The sequence below is a fragment of the Streptomyces sp. NPDC050448 genome, from assembly GCF_040655295.1.
Lineage (GTDB): Bacteria > Actinomycetota > Actinomycetes > Streptomycetales > Streptomycetaceae > Streptomyces.
Genome location: NZ_JBFAJR010000003.1, coordinates 321,324 through 338,695 on the forward strand (window position 1 = coordinate 321,324; position 17,372 = coordinate 338,695).

At 70.9% G+C, this 17,372-nt stretch carries 17 protein-coding genes; 8 read left to right on the forward strand and 9 right to left on the reverse strand.

What is annotated here, in order from left to right; all coding sequences use genetic code 11:
• Positions 1-14: 14 nt before the first annotated feature.
• Positions 15-1,169: a transposase gene (locus AB0I68_RS06440; protein WP_363176053.1), complete on the reverse strand. Its 1,155-nt coding sequence runs from the start codon at positions 1,167-1,169 to the stop codon at positions 15-17.
• Positions 1,170-1,579: 410 nt separating this feature from the next.
• Between AB0I68_RS06440 and AB0I68_RS06445 the strand changes: the two genes are divergently transcribed.
• A complete protein-coding gene (locus AB0I68_RS06445; RefSeq protein ID WP_363176054.1) occupies positions 1,580-2,782 on the forward strand; it encodes a DUF1266 domain-containing protein in 1,203 nt (400 codons plus the stop codon).
• A 6-nt stretch (positions 2,783-2,788) separates the two neighbouring features.
• Here AB0I68_RS06445 and AB0I68_RS06450 read toward each other — a convergent pair whose 3' ends face one another.
• Entirely contained in the window at positions 2,789-4,213 is a 1,425-nt protein-coding gene (locus tag AB0I68_RS06450) for a DUF4126 domain-containing protein (RefSeq protein ID WP_363176055.1), read from the reverse strand.
• A gap of 103 nt (positions 4,214-4,316) precedes the next feature.
• Between AB0I68_RS06450 and AB0I68_RS06455 the strand changes: the two genes are divergently transcribed.
• Both AB0I68_RS06455 and AB0I68_RS06460 read left to right on the forward strand, forming a co-directional pair.
• Positions 4,317-4,517, forward strand: a complete 201-nt coding sequence (locus tag AB0I68_RS06455) for a hypothetical protein (protein ID WP_363176056.1) — start codon at positions 4,317-4,319, stop codon at positions 4,515-4,517.
• Positions 4,518-4,597: 80 nt separating this feature from the next.
• Positions 4,598-5,014 carry a PPOX class F420-dependent oxidoreductase gene (locus tag AB0I68_RS06460; protein ID WP_363176057.1) on the forward strand — a complete coding sequence of 139 codons (417 nt, stop codon included), beginning with the start codon at positions 4,598-4,600 and terminating at the stop codon, positions 5,012-5,014.
• Positions 5,015-5,019: 5 nt separating this feature from the next.
• Here AB0I68_RS06460 and AB0I68_RS06465 read toward each other — a convergent pair whose 3' ends face one another.
• The 6 genes from AB0I68_RS06465 to pdhA form a co-directional block, all read right to left on the reverse strand.
• On the reverse strand, positions 5,020-5,784 hold the full coding sequence (locus AB0I68_RS06465; protein ID WP_363176058.1) for a hypothetical protein: 765 nt from the start codon (positions 5,782-5,784) through the stop codon (positions 5,020-5,022).
• Positions 5,785-5,892: 108 nt separating this feature from the next.
• Complete coding sequence (locus tag AB0I68_RS06470) at positions 5,893-6,072, reverse strand: hypothetical protein (RefSeq protein ID WP_363176060.1); 180 nt, start codon at positions 6,070-6,072, stop codon at positions 5,893-5,895.
• Positions 6,069-7,031, reverse strand: coding sequence for a GNAT family N-acetyltransferase (locus AB0I68_RS06475; protein ID WP_363176061.1), 963 nt, complete (start codon positions 7,029-7,031; stop codon positions 6,069-6,071). The genes AB0I68_RS06470 and AB0I68_RS06475 overlap by 4 nt, the downstream gene beginning before the upstream one ends.
• Positions 7,032-7,111: 80 nt before the next feature.
• Positions 7,112-8,509 (reverse strand): dihydrolipoamide acetyltransferase family protein, encoded by a 1,398-nt coding sequence (locus AB0I68_RS06480; protein WP_363176116.1) that lies wholly within the window; start codon positions 8,507-8,509, stop codon positions 7,112-7,114.
• A gap of 31 nt (positions 8,510-8,540) precedes the next feature.
• The gene (locus tag AB0I68_RS06485) at positions 8,541-9,521 is read right to left on the reverse strand and encodes an alpha-ketoacid dehydrogenase subunit beta (RefSeq protein ID WP_363176062.1); all 981 of its coding nucleotides are present in this window, start codon (positions 9,519-9,521) and stop codon (positions 8,541-8,543) included.
• Entirely contained in the window at positions 9,521-10,735 is a 1,215-nt protein-coding gene (pdhA, locus tag AB0I68_RS06490) for a pyruvate dehydrogenase (acetyl-transferring) E1 component subunit alpha (protein ID WP_363176063.1), read from the reverse strand. The genes AB0I68_RS06485 and pdhA overlap by 1 nt, the downstream gene beginning before the upstream one ends.
• A gap of 325 nt (positions 10,736-11,060) precedes the next feature.
• Here pdhA and AB0I68_RS06495 point away from each other — a divergent pair, with 325 nt between their 5' ends.
• Together AB0I68_RS06495 and AB0I68_RS06500 are read left to right on the forward strand one after the other, a co-directional pair.
• On the forward strand, positions 11,061-11,723 hold the full coding sequence (locus tag AB0I68_RS06495; protein WP_363176064.1) for a response regulator transcription factor: 663 nt from the start codon (positions 11,061-11,063) through the stop codon (positions 11,721-11,723).
• A gap of 125 nt (positions 11,724-11,848) precedes the next feature.
• Positions 11,849-12,265 (forward strand): pyridoxamine 5'-phosphate oxidase family protein, encoded by a 417-nt coding sequence (locus AB0I68_RS06500; RefSeq protein WP_363176065.1) that lies wholly within the window; start codon positions 11,849-11,851, stop codon positions 12,263-12,265.
• A 73-nt stretch (positions 12,266-12,338) separates the two neighbouring features.
• Here AB0I68_RS06500 and AB0I68_RS06505 read toward each other — a convergent pair whose 3' ends face one another.
• Entirely contained in the window at positions 12,339-13,889 is a 1,551-nt protein-coding gene (locus AB0I68_RS06505; protein ID WP_363176066.1) for a protein kinase, read from the reverse strand.
• A 262-nt stretch (positions 13,890-14,151) separates the two neighbouring features.
• On the opposite strand from AB0I68_RS06505, the gene AB0I68_RS06510 reads away from it, so the two are divergent.
• The 3 genes from AB0I68_RS06510 to AB0I68_RS06520 all read left to right on the forward strand — a co-directional run bounded on the left by AB0I68_RS06510 (position 14,152) and on the right by AB0I68_RS06520 (position 17,364).
• Complete coding sequence (locus AB0I68_RS06510) at positions 14,152-15,831, forward strand: protein kinase (RefSeq protein ID WP_363176068.1); 1,680 nt, start codon at positions 14,152-14,154, stop codon at positions 15,829-15,831.
• 285 nt (positions 15,832-16,116) lie between these two features.
• Positions 16,117-16,608, forward strand: coding sequence for a hypothetical protein (locus AB0I68_RS06515; protein WP_363176069.1), 492 nt, complete (start codon positions 16,117-16,119; stop codon positions 16,606-16,608).
• Positions 16,609-16,704: 96 nt separating this feature from the next.
• Complete coding sequence (locus AB0I68_RS06520; protein WP_363176070.1) at positions 16,705-17,364, forward strand: PadR family transcriptional regulator; 660 nt, start codon at positions 16,705-16,707, stop codon at positions 17,362-17,364.
• Positions 17,365-17,372: the final 8 nt, after the last annotated feature.

Sequence of the window (17,372 nt, forward strand, 5' to 3'; positions counted from 1 at the left end):
TGCGGCCCGGCGGCCTACCGGTCGCCGGCGCGCTGGGTCAGCATCCGCACCGCGTGCGCGGCCGAGGCCAGGGTGGTGTGCCGGTGCCAGCCGCCGAAGGAGCGGCCGCCGAAGTCGGTGAGCCCCACCTTCTGCGAGACGTTCGCGAAGTCCGCCTCGACGTTCTGCGCCCGCTTCGCGAGCCGCAGCAGCCCGCCGGGAGGCGCCTGCGTCATATCGCTGATCCAGCACTGCTCGGGCCAGCCCCGCGGGTCGCTCCACTCGCCGAACAGCAGCAGCGGCCGGGGCGCCTGCGGCAGCTCCACCCGTACGCCCACCACCAGCGTGGTGCGCGGCTGCAGGGTCACCGGGTCCAGCCAGGTCACCGGACGGCGTAAGGTGCCCGCCATCAACAGCAGCTGGTGCGCCGCGAGTTCCCGGTTGCCGCTGCTCGGCAGGACCGGGTCCACGCAGCGGACCCGCATCGAGCCGCGGGCCGAGGCCACGAAGGGCATCGCGGCCGGGCCGAACCGGCGGGCCACCGCGGCCGGATCGACGTCGGGCAGGTCGAACACCACCGGGCGGCGGGGCTGCCCGACCCAGTCGCGCAGCTCCTCGACGGCTCCGGCGGCGCATTCGAGCGGGCTGGTCGCCAGTTCCGACTCGTGGACGCTGGGCGAGAGGGGGCCAACGCTGTCGCGCCACTTCTGGGTGAGCGCGAGCCGCCAGTTCACCGGGCAGCTCTGCTCCTCGCCGACGGACCACACCCCGAACGCCACCTGGCTGTTGACCATCTGGCCCCGCTCGGGCACGAAGCGGCGGGCCACCCCGACGGACTCCGTGCCGGCCTTGGAGATGACCACCGGCTGCACGACCCAGGCGCGGGGGCGCAGCGCCCGCTCCAGATACCGGGCGAGGGCGGCCCGTACCGGACCCCAGTCCCAGGTGGACGAGACCACGAAGTGGTGCAGGCTCTGCTCGGCCGCCCGGTCGCCGACGTGCGCCGCGATGTTGCGTATCGACTTGCGCCCCTCGGCCTTCAGGAGACCGCGCAGGTACACCTCCCCCTTACGCCGCTGGTCACTGCGCGGCAGCGAGGCGAACAGCTCGGCGCAGAGCTCGTCCACGACCAGGTCCGGTACGAACCGGCTGCTCAGGGTCTCCAGTCGTTCGAGACTCGGTGCGCTCATGACGGATCCATCCCTTCCCCCGACGTACTCTCCAGCTCCTCAACCCTGCGTCCGGGGGAGGCGGGAGAACCAGGTGGACCCGTCACACACATTCGGCCCGGCATGCGCAGCGGGCCATCAGCCCCGGAGAGACCAGGCCCGCCCGAATGATCATTTGACGAAATGCGCCACAAGCCTTTGGCCAGGGCAGCAACCGCTCGCAGACCGGTCGAGCACCACTGGAGCCGGGCTGGACCACCCGCCCCATCCGCACCGCGTCGCGGGCATCCCCCCACGAGGGTGCCCGGGCCACCACCACACCGTCGCGCCATGGTGACCCGCCCACCACTGCACAGCTCGGCGGGTGGCCCGGACGGGCCGACAGGACGGGCCGGACCGGGTGACGGCGGGCCCGGTTAGGGTTTCGCCGTATGGGAACCTGGATCGCGCCGAGCGCCATCGAGAGAGAGCTGTACGAGGCCAAGAGCGCCGGCGAGTGGGGCCGGTATCTCGACGTGCTCGCCCGCGCCGAGCTGTTCCTCCCCCAGCCCCGCACCCAGGTCGACGCCGAGCCCACACAGGCCCGCTTCCACCCGGTCGGCCACAGCCTCCCCGTCTACACCGGCGGGATGCTGCCCGTGCCCACTCCCGAGACCGTCTTCCTGCGCCAGAGCCTCGCCTGGTTCGCCAACGCCTGGGACCACCGCGACCCCCCGTACCTCGCCGTGAACCCCGGCAGCCCCGCCGAGGCCTACCTCACCACCGCCCCCGCCGACCGCGCCCGCTGGCGCGCCCACTGGGACGCCAACACCACCTGGGGTCTGGCCCCCGGCGCCCTGCACGCACTGCACGCCGGCGGGCCCCTGCACGGACCCGTCGCCCGCGGACTCGCCGTGGGCGCCCATCTCTCCGTGAGCAACGGGGAGTTCTGGAACGCGCTCGCCTACCACGGCAGCGGCTACACCCCCGAGCGCGAACGCCTCCGCAAGTGGTGGGGCATCACCACCCGGGCGGACTGGCTCGACGTCCTGCACCGCATGCTGGAAGCCGAGATCGTCAGCCCCGTCTGGGAGTTCGTCCTGCGCGTCCGCCGGATCCTCGCCTCCGACTTCGCCGGGCCCGTCGACGTCGAGCACTGGCGGCACGCCGCCGAGGCCAGCCTGCGCCGCAGCGCCGAGCGGGCCGCCGAGCCGCAGCTCACCCCCGACGGGGTCACGGTCGCACAACCGCGCCCCACCGCCGAGGTCGAGGGCGAGATCGCCGGCGTGCAGCGCCTCATCGGCCGCATCGCCCGGTACGAGCAGCGCTTCCGGGCCGACGGGCTGCTCCCCGAGGGGGGATACGTACGGTCCGTCGAGGGCTGGGACCTAGGCCGGGCCTCCCAGATGGCCCGCTGGGGCCTCGGCGCCCGCTACGGCACCCTGGAGGAGGCGGAGCGCGCCGTGCTCCGCGCCGGTGAGGCGGTCTGCGAGACGTACCGCTCCTGGGAGGAGTTCTCCGCCGGGTACCTCCTGGGCCGGTGCCTGCACTTCGACGAGGAGGAGTTCGGGGAGTGGTACGAGAGCTCCCTCGCCACGCACCTGACGCTGACCACCGAGCCCGCCAGTCCCTGGCTCAACATCCCCTGGAAGTAGGGAGCTTCACCACGTCGTCGGAGTGGGCGTTTCGCTGGTGGAGGGCTGCTCCTTGGCCATCTCCATGAGTTCCACGAAGGGTTTCTGCTGCATCGAGCTGCGCACGCGTTCCAGGCCGTACCGATCAACGGCTTTCTTGTTTCGATTGGGATCCCAAATGTCGAAATTCACTCTCTCACCGGGAGGCTCCACCACCACATAAACGTACGGCCATTCGTGTTTTTTCACATACCAGAGAGTGATGCGCTGGCGACCCCGAGTCGCGTTGAGGATCTCGTTGCTGTTCGAGATGCTGGTCTGGTATCTGAAGTACTGCTGCCCTTCCGGCCCCCGAGGATCCTGATCCTTGCCTTCCTCTTTGAGCTTGTCCAGATTCTCCCCGGAGCGCGCATAGTCACCGACTATTGCCATCCTGTCCTTCCTGATCGCGTACAGCTCGGCCTGGACATCGACTTTCTCGTATTTGTTCTCACAAGGGCAATGGATCTCGATGACCTCATCCTCCGAGAATTCCTCTCCCGGATTCAACGACTGCCCCGGCGGCCGGACGAACTCGCCATCGTGGATCAATCTGGAGGCCGGATTCCTCTTCGCGACGGGGATCCAGCCATGGACCCAGTAGATGCTGCCGACGACGTAGACGGGAATCTGGCCGGAGTTCTTCACGGACAGATGTACCGGCAGGTACATCTTCGTCTGGCCCTTGTTCAGGCTCGGCTTCCCGAAATACGCTGCACTGTTCAGGATCGGAGATGTCGCATAGGGGATGTATATCTGCGTATACGTCACGTTGGGAACGGCGAGGAGAGCGGAGACGATCGCCCCGGCCGCGATTCGCCCGGGATGGGGAACCGTCTTCCACACCCGGTCGCGGACAAGTATGCACAGAGCCGCCACCGACAGCATTGTGAAAATCACCCACAACGGCACGTAATTCGTGTACCGCCCGCCGTCGATCATCAGCATGATGAGCATGAGCAAGCCGACGGCGAGAGAGACCGAGGCGCCGATCAGGATGACCATCCCGGAGTGGGCCACTCTTCGCTTGTGCCAATAGTCGACAGCGGCCAGGACGGCAATGATTTCCAGCCCGGCCGCAAGGAGGAAGATGATTCCCGTGACGCGCCCGGAGTAGGTGAGGGCGCCGAAGGCATCCTTCATGCCGATCACGGTCAGCATGCACGCGGTCGCCAGGAGTCCCGCTGCCATGAGAGTGCCGACGATGCGTCTGTACCACGGGCGGTCCGGCCAGTTGGTGCAGTCCTCGCCGATCCAACGGATGTCGGACCCGGATGCCAGACCAGCGCGGCGTATGAGTCTTCTCAGCTCCCCCATGGAGCGGACCCTGCCCGCAGGCTGGTCGTTGATGGTGACCTGCCGCCAGCCCAGGTCATCCGGTCGACCCACGGCTACCACGGGTGTGTTCGCCATGACACCAGTCTGCCTCCGCAGGCCGGTGAACGCTCCCGGAGCGCCCCGCACCCGACCGGAGTAGCGTCATGAATCATGGCCCGTCCTCACACAGGAGGTCCCCGTGCGTACACGACTTCTCGGATTCACCGCCGCCGTCATCCTGGCCGTTCTCGGCGTCATGAGCCCTGCCGCACAAGCCGCCGTGCCCGCTGTCGACGCGCACACGTGCACGGACGTCGGGAAAGGATCGGTGGAGTACAACTCCGCAACCGGCCTGTGGACGTGCATCGGCGGCAAGTACGACGGCGAACCCATCGACTGACAGGGCGCTCCAGCCCCGACCTCGCCCAGTCGCAGCCCATTCCTGTGCGGACGCCGAGGCCGCCAACTAACCTCGCCCGCATGACCATTGTGCTGAACGACACCGTACGCAAGCTGCTCGACTCCCCGCACCCGGCGGTGCTCTCCACCCTCAACCCCGACGGCAGTCCGCAGAGTTCGGTGGTCTGGGTCACCCGGGACGGCGGCGACCTGCTGGTCTCGACCGAGCAGGGCCGCCGCAAGGAGCGCAACATCGCCCGGGACGCGCGCGTCGGGCTGACCGTCTTCGACACCGCCAACCCCTTCCTCTACGTCGAGATCCGCGGCACGGCCACCGTCACCGAGGACGCGGGCCGCGCGGTCGCCGTACGCATCGCCGAGGAGTACATGGGACCGGGCGCCGGCAAGGAGTACGCCGAGGCCCCGGCCGAGGACGTACGCGTCGTCGTCCGCATCACCCCGACCAAGGTGCTCGGCAACGCCGCCAAGGCCGGCTAGCTCGGCTACGGCAGCCGCGGGCGGACCTCCGACCAGGCGTCCACGGCCTCCGCGAGGGGGTCGCCGGCCGGGAGGTGGGGCCGTGCGAGAGCCATCCAGGGCAGCAGGAGCTTGATGCGCCGCAGGTGCTGGATGCGGGGTCGCGGCAGGTCGCGCCAGGTGCGGGCCTCCGCGGCCGCCTCAGCCGGGGTCAGGTCGATCAGGGCCAGCGCGTCCCGGCACAGGGCCGCCGGGTCGCCGCCGCGGCCCGGGCCGAACTGCCGGATCAAGTAGCCCCGTACGGCGGCCACTTCGACCGCGCGGTCCAGCTCGTGCGACCCCGCCCACTCGGCCGTGCGGTGGGTCGCGGCCAGTGCCACCCGGCCCCAGCGCAGCCGGGTCTCCTCGGGCAGCCAGTCCCCCTTCATCCGGCCGACGGCCAGGGTCCGCAGGGTCAGCGGATGCGGCTCGTCCAGCAGCGGCGGATCGGTGGCCAGCCAGGCCTCGATGTCCTCGAGCGCATGCCCGCCGGGCGGCACCGCGGTCAGCACCTGCCCCCGGGTCAGCAGCGCGACCAAGGCGCCCGTGAGGTGGACCTTGGCCGTGTGCCCCGCGTCGAAGGAGGCCACGGAGCGCCCGTACCGCTCGATCCGCCGCAGCCCGAGCCGCAGTTCCCCGACGGCGTAGACCTGTCCGGCGCGCGCGACCCCGCCGAGACAGCGGACCACGCACACGCCGCCCGTGACGTCGGCCTCCTCGACGGAGTACACCTGCAACTCGGCGATGGCCACCCCGGCCCCCCTTCCCCGGGCGGGAGGCTACCGCCTGCCGGCATCCGGCCGCCGCTCCGGGCGGGCTCCGCGGTCAGAGCGCCCCCTGAAGCCCGACCCGGCCGCAGATCACGCGAGGGGCAGCCGCCGAGGGGCCGGGTACCGCGGCGTGTCGAACCTCAGGACGACGGTCGGGGACCAGCCGTCCAGGTGCAGCGACCGCAGCCGGACACCGGCCGGCTCGGGCACCTCGTCGTCGTAGGGCTCGAAATCCGGCCCGTTGACGACGAACCCGTCCCGTCGGGTCATGCGGTCGGTGCCTCCAGGACCAGGCGGATCTCGGTGACCTGGTAGCCGGCGCGGTCGAAGGCCGCGGCCATGGGGGCGTTGACGGTGTCCGTGGTCGCGGTGATGCGCTCGGCGCCCGCGGCGGCGTGGAAGCGGGTGATCTCCGCCAGGACCTCGTCGATCAGGCCCCGGCCGCGCTGCTCCGGTACGACGCCCAGGTAGCCGACGTTGCGGTGGTACGGGGTCGCCGACGGGACGGCCAGGCCGGCGAGGGTGCCGTCCGGCAGCTCGGCGAGGCGCCACCAGGAACGCTCGCCCGGGCAGTCGAGGTAGAACGCGAGGTCCTCGCGGGCCAGCTGCTCGGCGTCCATCGAGCGCAGTTCGTTCTGCGTGGCGAGGTCGAGACTGCCGGCGGACACCCGGACGAACGCGTCGAGGAACTCCTCGTCGGTGCCCTCGCGGAACACCAGGCGCCCGGTGGGCTCGGCGGTCCCGGCGGCCGGGGGTACCCCCGGCGGTAGCTGGGGGAGGATCCACTCGTAGCGCAGCCGCTCGATCTCCCGGGTCAGACCCGCCTCGTAGGCGGCCTCCTGCCGCCAGGCGACGGCGTCGACCAGGTCGGGGGCGGTCCGCCAGCCGCCGGGCAGCGAGATGTTGTAGAGCGGGAGGTTGCCGAAGGCCTCGTGCCCGGCGGCCAGCAGGGCCGCGGCGACGCCCGCCGGGTCGGCCACGCAGGCGCGGACCTGGAGGCAGTCGAGCGCGATGGGCCGCTCGCTGTCGGCGCGGCCCCACCACAGCGCGCGGGCCAGGATCTCGCCGTTCTCGTCCTCGGCGAACCAGATCCACTCGGGGCGGAACCGGTTCCCGGCGAGCTCCTCGCGGATCGTCTCGGCGGACAGGGCTTCGACCGGGCCGTCGGCCGGGTAGGCGACGGCCCGGTCGAGGTCGGCGGGGTCTGCCGTGGCAGAGCGGTAGTTCATCCGGCGATGATCACACGGGGTGACCGGCCTGACCAGGGGTTTCGACCGGCCCCCGCACTCGGGGGCCGGCCGTCGTCCCGTTACGACCAGGTGATCAGGCGGCGCGGGTGCTCCAGGACGGCCGCGATGTCCGCCAGGAAGCGGGAGCCGAGCTCGCCGTCGATGAGCCGGTGGTCGAACGACAGCGCCAGGGTGGTGACCTGGCGCGCCTTCACCTTGCCCTTGTGGACCCACGGCTGGAGCTTGATCGCGCCGACCGCGAGGATCGCGGACTCGCCGGGGTTCAGGATGGGCGTACCGGTGTCGACGCCGAAGACGCCGACGTTGGTGATGGTGATGGTGCCGTTCTGCATGTCGGCGGGGGAGGTCTTGCCGTCGCGGGCCGTGGTGACCAGCTCGGACAGGGCCGTCGACAGCTCGGGCAGCGTCTTGGCGTGCGCGTCCTTGATGTTCGGGACGATCAGGCCGCGGGGGGTGGCCGCCGCGATGCCCAGGTTGACGTAGTGCTTGAGCACGATCTCCTGGGCCGCCTCGTCCCAGGACGCGTTGACGTCCGGGTTGCGGCGGATGGCCACCAGCACCGCCTTGGCGATGAGCAGCAGCGGGTTGATGCGCAGCCCTGCCAGGTCCGGGTCGGCCTTGAGCTCCTGGACCAGCTTCATCGTGCGGGTCACGTCGAACGTGATGAACTCGGTGACGTGCGGCGCGGTGAACGCGGAGCCGACCATGGCCTGGGCGGTGACCTTGCGGACGCCCTTGACCGGGATACGGGTCTCCCGCGCCGTCGCCTCGGCCGACACCGATGCCGCTGCCGGTGCAGGCACCGACGCCTGGACGGGCACCGCGGCGGCCGGAGCCGACGCGATCACGGCCTGCGGGGTGATCGCGGCCGCGGCGGCGGCGTGCACGTCCTCGCGGGTCACGACCCCGCCGTCCCCGGTGGGCACCACGGAGGCCAGGTCGATCCCGAGGTCCTTGGCGAGCTTGCGCACCGGCGGCTTCGCCAGCGGGCGCTCCCCGCCGGCGTGGCCGTTGCCGTTCATCCCGGCGGCCGCCGCGGCGGTGCCGGCCGGCGCGGCCGCGGCCGCGCCGGCCACGGCCTTGCGCGGGCGGCGCTTCGTGGAGGCCTGGGAGACGCCGTAACCCACCAGGACGGGCTGGCGGGCCGCGACGGCCGGCTCCTCGGCGGGAGCCGGGGCCGGGGCCGGGGCCGCGACCGGGGCGGCAACGGCGGCAGCCGGGGCCTCGGCCGGGGCCGGACCCGTCCGCACGGAGATGATCACCTGGCCGACGTCGACCGTGGTGCCCTCCTCGAAGAGCAGCGCGTGCACGACCCCGTCGAACGGGATCGGCAGCTCCACGGCCGCCTTCGCCGTCTCGACCTCGCAGACGACCTGGCCGTCGGTGACCGTGTCACCCGGCTGGACGTACCACTTGAGGATCTCGGCCTCGGTGAGGCCCTCGCCCACATCGGGCATCTTGAATTCGCGGATGGTCACAGGGCTCTCCTCAGTACGCCAGCGAGCGGTCGACGGCGTCGAGCACCCTGTCCAGGCCCGGCAGGTACTCGTCCTCCAGGCGGGCCGGCGGGTACGGGGCGTGGAATCCGCCCACGCGCAGCACCGGAGCCTCCAGGTGGTAGAAGCACCGCTCCGTGATGCGGGCGGCGATCTCCGCGCCCGTGCCCAGGAACACCGGGGCCTCGTGGACGACCACGAGCCGGCGGGTCTTCTCCACGGAGGCCTGCAGCCCGTCGAAGTCGATCGGGGACATCGAGCGCAGGTCCACGACCTCCACCGACTTGCCCTCCTCGGCCGCCGCGGCCGCCGCCTCCAGGCAGACCTTCACCATCGGGCCGTAAGCCGCCAGGGTGATGTCCGAGCCCTCCCGCGCCACCCGCGCCGCGTGCAGGGCGTCCGGGATGGCGTCGGTGTCGACCTCGCCCTTGTCCCAGTAGCGCCGCTTCGGCTCGAAGAAGATCACCGGGTCGTCGCTGAGGATCGCCTGCTGGAGCATCCAGTACGCGTCGCTCGCGTTCGACGGGGAGACCACCTTCAGGCCCGGGACGTGCGCGAACAGCGCCTCGGGGGACTCCGAGTGGTGCTCCACCGCGCCGATGCCGCCCGCGTACGGGATGCGGACGACGACCGGCATCTTGACCTTGCCCAGCGCCCGCGCGTGCATCTTCGCGAGCTGCGTGACGATCTGGTCGTACGCGGGGAAGACGAACCCGTCGAACTGGATCTCCACCACCGGGCGGTAGCCGCGCAGCGCCAGGCCGATCGCCGTGCCGACGATGCCGGACTCGGCGAGCGGGGTGTCGATGACCCGCTCCTCGCCGAAGTCCTTCTGGAGCCCGTCGGTGATCCGGAAGACACCGCCCAGCTTGCCGACGTCCTCGCCCATGATCAGGACCTTCGGGTCCGTCTCCAGGGCCTTGCGCAGGGACTCGTTGAGCGCCTTCGCGATCGACATCTTCTCGACAGCCATCAGTGACCCTCCTCGAAGGACGCGAGGTAGGCGGCGAACTGGGCGCGCTCCTCGTCGACGAGCGCGTGCCCGTCCGCGTAGACGTTCTCGAAGATCGCCATCGTGTCCGGGTCGGGCATGGCGCGCACGACCTCGCGCACCCGCTTGCCCAGTGTCTCGCTCTCGGCCTCCAGGGCCTCGAAGAAGGCCTCGTCGGCGCCGCCGCTGGCCAGCAGGTAGGTCCTCAGGCGCAGGATCGGGTCCTTCGACTCCCAGGCCGCCGTCTCCTCGTCCCGCCGGTACTTCGTCGGGTCGTCGGAGGTGGTGTGCGCACCCATCCGGTACGTGAACGCCTCGACCAGGGTCGGGCCCTCGCCGCGGCGCGCCCGCTCCAGCGCCCAGCGGGTGACCGCGAGGCAGGCCAGGACGTCGTTGCCGTCCACGCGGACGCCCGGGAAGCCGAAGCCCTGGGCGCGCTGGTACAGCGGCACGCGCATCTGGCGCTCGGTCGGCTCGGAGATCGCCCACTGGTTGTTCTGGCAGAAGAACACCACGGGGGAGTTGTAGACGGCCGAGAAGGTGAACGCCTCGGCGACATCGCCCTGGCTGGACGCGCCGTCGCCGAAGTAGGCGATGACCGCGGAGTCCGCGCCGTCCTTGGCCACACCCATCGCGTAACCGGTCGCGTGCAGCGTCTGCGAGCCGATGACGATCGTGTACAGGTGGAAGTTGTTGGTGTTCGGGTCCCAGCCGCCGTGGTTCACACCGCGGAACATGCCGAGCAGGTTCGTCGGGTCGACGCCGCGGCACCAGGCCACACCGTGCTCGCGGTACGTCGGGAACACGTAGTCGTCGTCGCGCAGCGCGCGGCCGGAGCCGATCTGAGCGGCCTCCTGCCCGAGCAGCGAGGCCCACAGACCCAGTTCGCCCTGACGCTGCAGGGCCGTCGCCTCGCCGTCGAAACGGCGGGTCAGGACCATGTCGCGGTAGAGCCCGCGCAGGTCCTCGGTGGTGATGTCCTCGACGAAGGACAAGAACTCCGCAGCATCGGGATTGTCTGCGGCGCTGACCCGTTCCCCTTCGGGCGTCAGCAGCTGTACGAGCTGGGGCTCGGCGTTCTGCACGGTGGCGACAGCCTTGGCAGCGGGGGCCTTGGCGGCGCTCGCCGCGCCTGCCGCCCGCTTGGTGCCGCTGCTGCGTCGCGGCTTGCGCGCGGCAGTGCTCTCCACGGTCACGTGTTGCTCCTCCGTCGGTCCGGCTCCCGGGTTCTCCGGGGTCCAGTGCGGCTCACCTGGATCCGTACCAGCGCACGGGGTGGGTGCGCGTCGTGTGCGGATTCAGGCGTGACAGGTGCCCCGGCAAGTGCCCTGCGCAATGCACGTTACCCAGTACGCCGCATATCTGCGAAACCCCACTTGACCTGCGTTTTTGCTTGGATTTCCAAGTAAATCCGCAGTGCGGGGAACAACTACTGGTCACAGCCTTGCAGGGGGCCGGAACAACGGCACGTTATCCCGGGTAACGACGGCAGGGAAGGGGTGAGTGTGTGAAACTGAGTTCGTGCGCGAAGACGGAAAAATCAAGGTATTCCTCCTGGACGACCACGAAGTGGTACGTCGCGGTGTCCATGAGCTCCTTTCGGTCGAAGAGGACATCGAGATCGTCGGCGAGGCCGGTACCGCCGCGGACGCACTGGCCCGTATCCCCGCCACCCGGCCCGACGTGGCCGTGCTCGACGTGCGCCTGCCGGACGGCAGCGGAGTGGAGGTCTGCCGCGAGGTCCGCTCCCGGGACGAGGACATCAAATGCCTGATGCTGACGTCGTTCGCCGACGACGAGGCGCTGTTCGACGCGATCATGGCCGGGGCCTCGGGCTACGTGCTCAAGGCGATCCGCGGCAATGAGCTGCTGAGTGCGGTACGGGACGTCGCGGCCGGCAAGTCGCTGCTGGACCCGGTCGCCACGGCGCGCGTGCTGGAGCGGCTGCGCGACGGCAAGAACGGCAAGGCCGACGACCGGCTGGCCAACCTCACCGAGCAGGAGCGGAAGATCCTCGACCTGATAGGCGAGGGCCTGACCAACCGCGTCATCGGCGAGCGCCTGCACCTGGCCGAGAAGACCATCAAGAACTACGTCTCCAGCCTGCTGTCCAAGCTGGGCATGGAGCGCCGCTCCCAGGCCGCCGCGTACGTGGCCCGGCTGCAGGCCGAGAACCGCGCCTGAGCGGCAGCGGCGCGTGATGCGGCCGCTCCTCGCGTGACACGGCCGTTCCCTTCGGGACCAACGTCCCGGATCGTCGGGGCGGCTTCCTCTTTTCCGGCGGAGTGTCCGTACCGGAGAGTGGACGCATGTCACCGGAGGAACTCCACGCCATCGAACTGCTACGCCGGGTGCCGTACGGCAGGGTGGCCACCAGCATGCGCGCGCTGCCCTTCCTCGCCCTCGCCCGCCACGTCGTGGTGGACGGCAAGGTCGTCCTGAGAATGCACGCCGGCTTCGGCTACCACCAGGCCTGCAACGGCAGCGTGGTGGCCTACGGGGCCGACAACTCCAATTCCCGCGACTCCCGTTTGTGGTCCGTGCAGTTCACCGGGACCGCGCAGACCATCGAGCCGACCGCGCGTGAACTCGAACTATTCGGGCCGGTCCCGCATTTCGCGGACGGTGCGGTGTTCGACCCCGTCTACATGCGTATCGAGCCCCAGTTCGTCACCGTGCACTCCCTGGTCTGCAATCCGGACCGGGAGCACCAGCATGCCCTCTGACCTGCACATTCACCGATGAACGCGGACGGGCCCGGCGGAATTGAATTCCGCCGGGCCCGTTCACTCGAAGTGCCTAAGGCTCTTCCACCGGATTCGGCGTCTCCACCGGCGGAGTCACGATCTTCGACGGCGGCGTCTTCGTCGGCGGCGTCTTCGACGGAGTGGCCGAGGGCGACGACGACGGGCTGGACGACGGCGAGTACGACGGGCTGGGGCTCTGCGTGAACCTGCTGCGGGTCGGCGCCGGCGAGAAGTCCTCCGACGAGCGCGTCGACGGCGTCTCGTGCGACGGCGTGCTCTGCTGCTCGGTCGGGGTGCTCGGCTGGTTGCTCGAGGAACTCTGGACGGCGGGCGGAGTGCTGTCGTCCTTGCCCTTGTGCGACACCGAGTTGACGGCGTACGCCACGCCGCCGGCGATCGCGACGATCGCCAGCACCGCGAACAGCCACAGCTTCCAGCGGCTGCTGCCGCGGTCGTCGTAGCCGTCGTAGCCGTCGCGGCCGCCCGGTCCACCGCCGTGGCCGCGGTTGTCGTACCCGCCACCGCCGGGGAAGGCCGAGCCGTCGTCCGGGTTCAGCGGCGGCACCATCGGCTGCTGGAACTGCGAGGTCGTGGCGTGCGCCGGGTAATTCTGCTGGCCGCCGGCCGGGCCCATCGGCATCGCCGTGGTCTGCGCCGCGCCGCCGCGCCCGTGCGGCAGGGCCATGGCGACCGGACCGGTGTTCCAGGTTCCCGTGTTCGGTCCCTGGTCGTGCAGCATCTGCAGCGCGTACTGGACCAGCCCGCGCATCTCCTCGGCGCTCTGGAACCGGTCGTCCGGGTCCTTGGCGAGGGAGCGCATGACGAGGCCGTCGAGCTCCTGCGGGATGTGGTGGCCCTCCGGCAGCTGCGAGGGCGGCACCGGCGCGTCCTGCACGTGCTGGTAGACCACCGACAGCGGGGTCTCGCCCGTGAACGGGGGCCGCAGCGCGAGCAGTTCGTACAGCAGGCAGCCGGTCGCGTACAGGTCGGAGCGGTGGTCCACCGCCTTGCCGAGCGCCTGCTCGGGCGACAGGTACTGCGGAGTGCCCATGACCATGCCGGTCTGGGTCATCGTCGACTGGGCGCCGTGCAGGGCGCGGGCGATGCCGAAGTCCATCACCTTCACCGCGCCGGAGTCCGTGATGATGACGTTGGCCGGCTTGATGTCGCGGTGCACGATGCCGTGCTGGTGCGAGTACGCGAGCGCCTCGAGCACGCCCGAGACGATGATCAGCGCCTGCTCGGGGCCGGGCGCCTCCGCGCTGATCAGCAGGTCGCGGATGGTGCGGCCCTCGACCAGCTCCATGACGATGTACGGGACCGTGCTGGGGCCGACCTTGTCCTCGCCGGAGTCGTACACGGCGACGACGGCGTGGTGGTTGAGCCCGGCGACCGACTGTGCCTCACGCGTGAAGCGGGCCTTGGAGACCGGGTCCTCGGCGAGGTCGGGGCGCAGCAGCTTCACGGCGACGGTCCGGCCCAGCCGGACGTCCTCGGCGGCGAACACCTCCGCCATGCCGCCGCGGCCCAGGCGGTGGGTGAGCCGGTAGCGGCCGTCGCCGACCAGGCCGCCGGCGCCCCAGTGCTCAGGACTCTCGGCCATCCCGGCGCCGTTTCCCTCGGGTTCGGGTGCCATCAGTCCTCGCCGTCGTCTCTCTCGGCCGCCGCTCAGCGGTAGGTCCTTTTCGGGTGCTCCGATGAACGCTACAGCCTCGGAACAGGTCGCCGTTCGGACAATGGCGCGCCGTGGCCTTGTGGTCACGGAACGGGCACCTGGCTTGACGTGTGCTTGCCCTCCGGCAGACTGGGCGCGACATGCGCTCAGCCAGAGGCGTAGGGACACATCCCGAGGGGAAGCAACAGTCATGAGCCAGGACGGCACTCAGGGCCAATACGCGGGCGGCTCTCTGGCCGGTGGCCGTTACCAGCTAAGGGACTTGCTGGGTGCGGGCGGCATGGCGTCCGTGTACTTGGCGTACGACTCGGCGCTCGACCGGCAGGTCGCCATCAAGACCCTGCACAGTGATCTCGGCCGCGAACAGTCGTTCCGCGAGCGCTTCCGCCGTGAGGCGCAGGCTGTAGCGAAACTGTCGCACACGAACATTGTCTCGGTCTTCGACACGGGCGAAGGCGAAGTGACGTTCAGCGGTCCCGGGGCGGGCGACGCCGCGGTGATGCCGTACATCGTCATGGAGTACGTGGAGGGCCAGCCGCTCGGCTCCGTGCTCGATGCGGACATCCGCCAGTACGGGGCGATGCCGGCGGACAAGGCGCTGAAGGTGACGGCCGACGTGCTGGCCGCGCTGGAGACCAGCCACGAGATGGGCCTGGTCCACCGCGACATCAAGCCCGGCAACGTGATGATGACCAAGCGCGGCGTGGTCAAGGTGATGGACTTCGGCATCGCCCGGGCCATGCAGTCGGGCGTCACCTCGATGACGCAGACCGGCATGGTCGTCGGCACCCCGCAGTACCTGTCGCCCGAGCAGGCCCTGGGGCGCGCCGTCGACGCCCGCTCCGACCTCTACTCGGTCGGCATCATGCTGTTCCAGCTGCTGACGGGCCGGATCCCGTTCGACGCCGACTCGCCACTGGCGATCGCGTACGCGCACGTGCAGGAGGAGCCGGTCGCCCCGTCCTCCATCAACCGGTCCATCACGCCGGCGATGGACGCGCTGGTGGCGCGGGCGCTGAAGAAGAACCCGAACGAGCGCTTCCCCACCGCCGCCGCGATGGCCGACGAGGTCGCGCGGGTGCTGTCGGCCGGTCAGACCGGCGCCCCGGCCATCGTCCCGGGCGCGCACACGGGCGCCAGCGGGGCGGGCGTGGGCTCGGCCGTGTTCCCGCCGCTGGACTCCGGGTTCCAGGCGCCGACGGCCCAGTCGGTCCAGCAGCCGTACGCTCCGACTTCGACGCAGTCCCCGTACGCACCGCAGACCCCGCCGCCGGTGGCGCAGCCGCACGGGCAGGGCGGGTACGCGTACCCGCCCCAGCAGCAGCCGGTCTCGCACCAGCAGCAGTACGCGCCGCAGACCCCGCCGCCGTTCACCATCTCGCCGGCGGCCACCGCGGCCCCGGCCGGCGGGGGCTCCGGGAGCGGCGACAAGCGGAACATGCCGGTGATCGTGGGCGCGATCGCGGTGGCGCTGCTGGCCGTCGGCGGTCTGATCGCGGCGATCTCGATGAACGGCGACGACAAGGACAAAAAGGCCGATCCCACCCCCGGGGCATCGGGGTCCGCTTCACCCAAGGCCACCTTCAAGGGTCCGGACCCCTCGCGCACGATCGACCCGGCCAAGTGCAAGGACCCGGTCAAGTCCTACAGCGACGCCAACAAGTACTCGGCGCCGGACCTGACCTACAAGAACCTGCTCTCGGTGAAGGCGTGCATCCAGGCCTCCGGCGGCAAGTACAAGATCGTCGAGAAGGACGAGGCCGTGTACGGCAAGGACATGGTGCTCGAACAGAACCCGCGGGCCGGGGACAAGATCGACAAGGAAGGCACGGAGTACACGCTGACCGTGTCGACCGGCAACGCGGAGTAGTCCGGAGCGATCCGGATCGGCCCCGGGCGGCGTCGGCGCCGCCCTTCGCGACACACCCGGCATCCCGGGCGACCCAGACGGGGCGCCCGGGATGCCTGTTTTGCCCCATTATGTAAACCTGAGCAAAACATTGGTCGCCCGGGACGGGAGGCGCTCCCCGTGACTCGACGCCTCCGCGCGCAGCGCTGGCTGGCCGGGGCCGCAGTGGCCGCCGCCGCGCTGTCCCCCGCCTCGTCCACTTCGTCCACTTCGTCTGGCTCGTCCGCCTCATCTGCTTTGTCCGCCTTGTCTGCCTCGTCCGCCGCCGCCTCGTCCCCCGCCGGCCTCGCCGCGGCCGTCCGCCCGCTCGCCCCGGCCGGCTCCGCCGCGGGTGCCGGCAGGGCCCCGAGGCCCGATCCGGCCGACACCGCCGACACCTCCGGCACCGACCCGGTGGCCGACGTCCCCCATGAGGCGTACGAGGAGCTGGCCGGCAGTGCCGCCGGAGTCGGGCGGGAGCGGCCCGGGCGGCCGGCGGCCGAGCCCGCGAACCCGGAGACGGTGCTGGCGGCCCGCCCCCTCCCGGTGCGCCCGCACCACCGGCCGCTCGCCCCGCAGCCGGTCCGGCCCGTCCGGCCGGCACCGCAGAGCCCCCCGCCCGCGGTCACCGCTCTCGGCACCGGGCCGAACGAGCGCGCCGCCGATCTGGCCGCGCACATACTGCCGCTCGGCGCCGGATTCGCCCTGATGGGGCTGGGCCTGGGCTACCTCGGGATACGGCTGCGCAAGGGCCTCTGACCCCGTCTCAGGCGGGACGCGGGGCCCCTCCTCCCCCTTCCGGCCTACGCCTCAGGACGGTTGCGGCTCCCGGCATACTCGGTATACATACTGAGTATGTCAATCCGCCACGGCCTTCTCGCCCTGCTGGAAAGAGGCCCTCGGTACGGCTCTCAGCTGCGTACCGAGTTCGAATCCCGCACTGGCTCCACCTGGCCGCTCAACGTCGGGCAGGTGTACACCACCCTCGCCCGCCTGGAACGCGACGGCCTCGTCGCACCCGGTGGCGAGGACGCCGCCGGGCACACCCTGTACGCCATCACCGACTCCGGACGCGCCGAACTGCACCAGTGGTACGAGCGCCCGGTCGACCGCACCAACCCGCCCCGCGACGAGCTCTCCATCAAGCTCGCCATGGCCGTCGGCGCCCCCGGCGTGGACATCCGCGCCGTCATCCAGGCCCAGCGGCACGCCACGATCAAGGCGATGCAGGACTACACCCGCCTCAAGGCGCAGGCGCTCGCCGCGATCGAGAGCGGGAAGTCCCGCGAGCGCGACGACGTGGCCTGGCTGCTGGTCCTGGAACAGCTGATCTTCCAGACCGAGGCCGAGGCCCGCTGGCTCGACCACTCGGAAGCACGGCTCGTACGGCTCTCCCTGCCGGCCGACCGGAGAGCCGAGTCCGACCCGCCGCAGGCCGCCGACACCGTCGCCGTCACCGACACCGTCGCCGTCACCGCACCGCAGCCCCGCGCCTCCCGCACGCCGCGGAGCTGACGCCACCA